Origin of the sequence: Faecalibacillus sp., from assembly GCF_047023275.1 — a bacterium.
In the GTDB taxonomy this organism is placed as follows: Bacteria; Bacillota_I; Bacilli_A; order Erysipelotrichales; family Coprobacillaceae; genus Faecalibacillus.
The window spans coordinates 1-3,212 of record NZ_JBKYAR010000060.1; the positions used below are offsets into that span (position 1 = coordinate 1).

Consider the following 3,212-nt stretch of genomic DNA (forward strand, 5'->3'; position numbering starts at 1 on the left):
ATTAAACAGTGAGGTGGTTATCATGATGAAAGAAAAGATGGATCAGTTCAATGAAAATGAAGAACTAGTATTAGCAGCGAGTAAAAGACAGCTTGTCAAGATACAACATCATCAAGAAAAGATAAGAATACGACAAGAAGGGAAAGAAGAAGGCTTAAAAGAAGGACTAGAAAAAGGATTAGAAAAAGGAAAAAGTGAAGGAGAACTTCTTAAGGCCAAAGAAAAAACATTAAAATTATTTAATAAACTCTTTCCTGGTGAAAATAATCAATTATTAGAAAACTTAACATTATCACAATATGATCAAATATTTGATGCCTTGTTAGAAAACAAAGATTTAAAAATGATCAAAGAAATAATTAAATAATATTAAAAACTCTCATGGAGAGTTTTTAATTTGCTAGAAACTTTTTAAAATGTTTACTATAAGTTATTTGGTTATTTTCATCAATAAAACATCCAGAAACATCTTTTAATGAATTTAAAAGTTTCATTCCTTTTTCTTTTCCTAATGAAAAACAAACGGTACTCAAAGCATCACCTTGAATAGAACTTTTAGAAATAATTGTTACAGCTGATAGACCATTTTCATAACTATAACCAGTTGATGGATCTAAGATATGATGATATTTTTTTGAATCAGTTTCTATATATCTTTGATACGTTCCACTAGTAACAACAGATAAGTCATTGATATTTAAACTTAAAATAGAATCATTAGTTTCTTGAGGATTGGTTACACCAATTAAAAAAGGTTGTTGTTGTTTTTGACCAACACATAAAATATTACCTCCTAAATTAATTAATGCACTTGAAACATTTTTCTTTAGTAAATAGTCTTTTATTTGATCTGCAATATATCCTTTAGCGATTGCTCCTAAATCAATCATTGTTTGTTCATTTAAAAAACGGAGATGATTTTTTTCTAAAACAATATTTTTATAAGAAACATCTTGAAGATGTTCTTTAATAAGATTATCTTGAGGAATCGTATTGTTTTTAAAATCCCACAAAGAAGAAATAGATCCTATTGTAATATCAAAAGCGCCATTTGATAATTCACTATAATAAAGCCCCTGTTTAATGACTTGATAAAGTTCTTTAGAAATTGTTTGATTTTCTAATTTATGTAAAGAATGATTTAGTTGATAGAGTTCACTTTTTTTATTGTTTGATGAAAAGACAAGCTCATACTTCTTGCATAAATCAAAACAGTTATTTAAAATATTTTTAGAAGATGAATCGTAGAGTGTAATTTGTACGATTGTATCTAAACAAAATTCTTTAGAAGATAGAGGAGTTGTCTTTTGACAGCCACAAAGGAAAAATGAAAAAATGAGTAAAGAAAGTAATACTTTTTTCATAGGGAACCTCCTTTTTCTTATTATATCATGGAGTAGAAGGATGAAAAATAAAACATTTAAAAATGATTTGATTGTGTTTGTTATTATATTAATAATTATAGGTGGTTTATTTCTTTTTAAATCTAAACAACAAGGGAGTTTTATTGAAATAACAAAAAATAAAGAAGTTTATGGTTATTATTCTTTAGATAAGGATCAAATAATAGATATTGATCATGAAAATAAAGTACAAATAAAAAATCATGAAGTTTATATGATAGAAGCAACGTGTCCTGATAAATTATGTGTAAAACAAGGGCATATCGAAAAAAAAGGGGCAACAATTGTTTGTTTACCTCATCATTTAGTAATAGAAGTTAAGGAAGGAAATGAACAAAAACAAGATGGAAAAGTCTATTAGAAAAATTTGTTATTTAGCTCTATTTTGTGCAATAGCTATTATTTTAAGTTATATAGAAACATTGATTCCTTTTTATGTAGGCATTCCTGGAGCTAAAATAGGACTTGCGAATGTTGTCACATTGACGCTTCTTTTATGTTTTGGTTTTAAAGAAGCCCTTGTAGTTACTTTATTAAGAATAATGATCGTTGCGATGGTTTTTACGAATCTTTATATGTTTTTATATAGTTTAGCAGGAGGTATTTTATCTTTATTAATGATGTTTTTATTTAAAAAAACATGTTTATTTTCAAATATCATTGTTTCTATAATAGGTGGTATTTTTCATAATATTGGACAACTTCTAGTAGCTATGTACTTTTTTAGTTCAACAGTATTTATGTATTACTTACCTTATTTGTTGATTTTTGGTATTTTATCAGGAATAGGAATTGGTATTTTATCAGAAATAATTTATACAAAAATTGGTCAAAGAATTATTAAAATGAAATGAGGAAAGAAAATGTTTATCATACAAAAATTAGAAACCATACATTTATCATCATCTCAAAAAGAAGTTGCTCAATATATATTAGATAAAAAATTAGAAATAGAGAAACTGACTATTCAAGAATTAGCTCATCAAACATTTACTTCTCCAGCAACTATTATTAGACTTGCTAAAAAATTAGGCTACGAGGGTTATGAATCATTTAAAAAAGATTTCTTAGAAGAACAAAAATATATATTAACGCATTTTAATCATATTGATCCTAATTTTCCTTTTACTAAAAATGATACGATTCAAACAATTGCTTCTAAAATGACGACTCTTTCAAAAGAAACATTAGATGATACTTTATCTCTTTTAAAACACGATGATTTACAAAAAGCTGTTGCACTTTTACAAAAAGCAAATATCATTCATCTTTCAGCGATTTCTTATTCTTTATTATTAGGACAAACGTTTCAATTAAATATGAATCGTTTAGGAAAAATGGTTCATATTTGTCCAATTATTGGAGAAGAATTATTTATGGATAATTTAATTCATGAAGATGATTGTTTATTAATGATTTCTTATTCTGGTCAGATTGATTCAATGATTCATCTTGCACGTCTTGCTAAAAGAAAAGGTGTTTCGATTATTGTTATTACATCTTTAGGGGATAATGATTTAAGAAAATATGGGGATGTTGTTTTAAATATTTCTACAAGAGAGAAGCTATATTCTAAAATAGGAGGCTTTGTTAACGAAAATAGTATAAAACTTATTTTAGATATTTTATATGCTTGTTATTTTGAATTGAATTATGATGATAACTTAAATAAGAGAATAAATATTTCAAAAGAAAGTGAAACAACACGTTTTTCTTCTTTAGATATTATGAAAGAAAGCGAATCATGATTTCGCTTTTTTTATTATAAAACTAATACCACGTGCTATGCGCGTGGTAACCATATAGCTT

General features: G+C 26.0%; 5 protein-coding genes. 4 read left to right on the forward strand and 1 reads right to left on the reverse strand.

Translation table 11 applies throughout. The features are described 5' to 3' along the window. A partial coding sequence (locus ACLVEP_RS12555) for a hypothetical protein (RefSeq protein WP_412585243.1) occupies window positions 1-367 on the forward strand: 367 nt, incomplete at its 5' end. A gap of 25 nt (window positions 368-392) precedes the next feature. On the opposite strand, the gene ACLVEP_RS12560 is transcribed toward ACLVEP_RS12555, so the two are convergent. Then, on the reverse strand, window positions 393-1,364 hold the full coding sequence (locus ACLVEP_RS12560; RefSeq protein WP_412585244.1) for an FAD:protein FMN transferase: 972 nt from the start codon (window positions 1,362-1,364) through the stop codon (window positions 393-395). Window positions 1,365-1,404: 40 nt separating this feature from the next. Between ACLVEP_RS12560 and ACLVEP_RS12565 the strand changes: the two genes are divergently transcribed. The 3 genes from ACLVEP_RS12565 to ACLVEP_RS12575 are packed head-to-tail and all read left to right on the forward strand — an operon-like array spanning window position 1,405 to window position 3,151. After that, a complete protein-coding gene (locus tag ACLVEP_RS12565) occupies window positions 1,405-1,764 on the forward strand; it encodes a NusG domain II-containing protein (protein ID WP_412585245.1) in 360 nt (119 codons plus the stop codon). Beyond that, complete coding sequence (locus ACLVEP_RS12570; RefSeq protein WP_412585247.1) at window positions 1,748-2,257, forward strand: Gx transporter family protein; 510 nt, start codon at window positions 1,748-1,750, stop codon at window positions 2,255-2,257. Before ACLVEP_RS12565 ends, ACLVEP_RS12570 begins: the two co-directional genes overlap by 17 nt. Window positions 2,258-2,266: 9 nt before the next feature. Next, window positions 2,267-3,151, forward strand: a complete 885-nt coding sequence (locus ACLVEP_RS12575) for a MurR/RpiR family transcriptional regulator (RefSeq protein WP_412585248.1) — start codon at window positions 2,267-2,269, stop codon at window positions 3,149-3,151. The last annotated feature ends 61 nt before the right edge of the window (window positions 3,152-3,212 follow it).

Coding starts and splice junctions, on each gene's coding strand:
- ACLVEP_RS12560 (WP_412585244.1), bottom strand. CDS start 1,364: ATGAAAAAAGTATTACTTTCTTTACTCATTTTTTCATTTTTCCTTTGT.
- ACLVEP_RS12565 (WP_412585245.1), top strand. CDS start 1,405: ATGAAAAATAAAACATTTAAAAATGATTTGATTGTGTTTGTTATTATA.
- ACLVEP_RS12570 (WP_412585247.1), top strand. CDS start 1,748: ATGGAAAAGTCTATTAGAAAAATTTGTTATTTAGCTCTATTTTGTGCA.
- ACLVEP_RS12575 (WP_412585248.1), top strand. CDS start 2,267: ATGTTTATCATACAAAAATTAGAAACCATACATTTATCATCATCTCAA.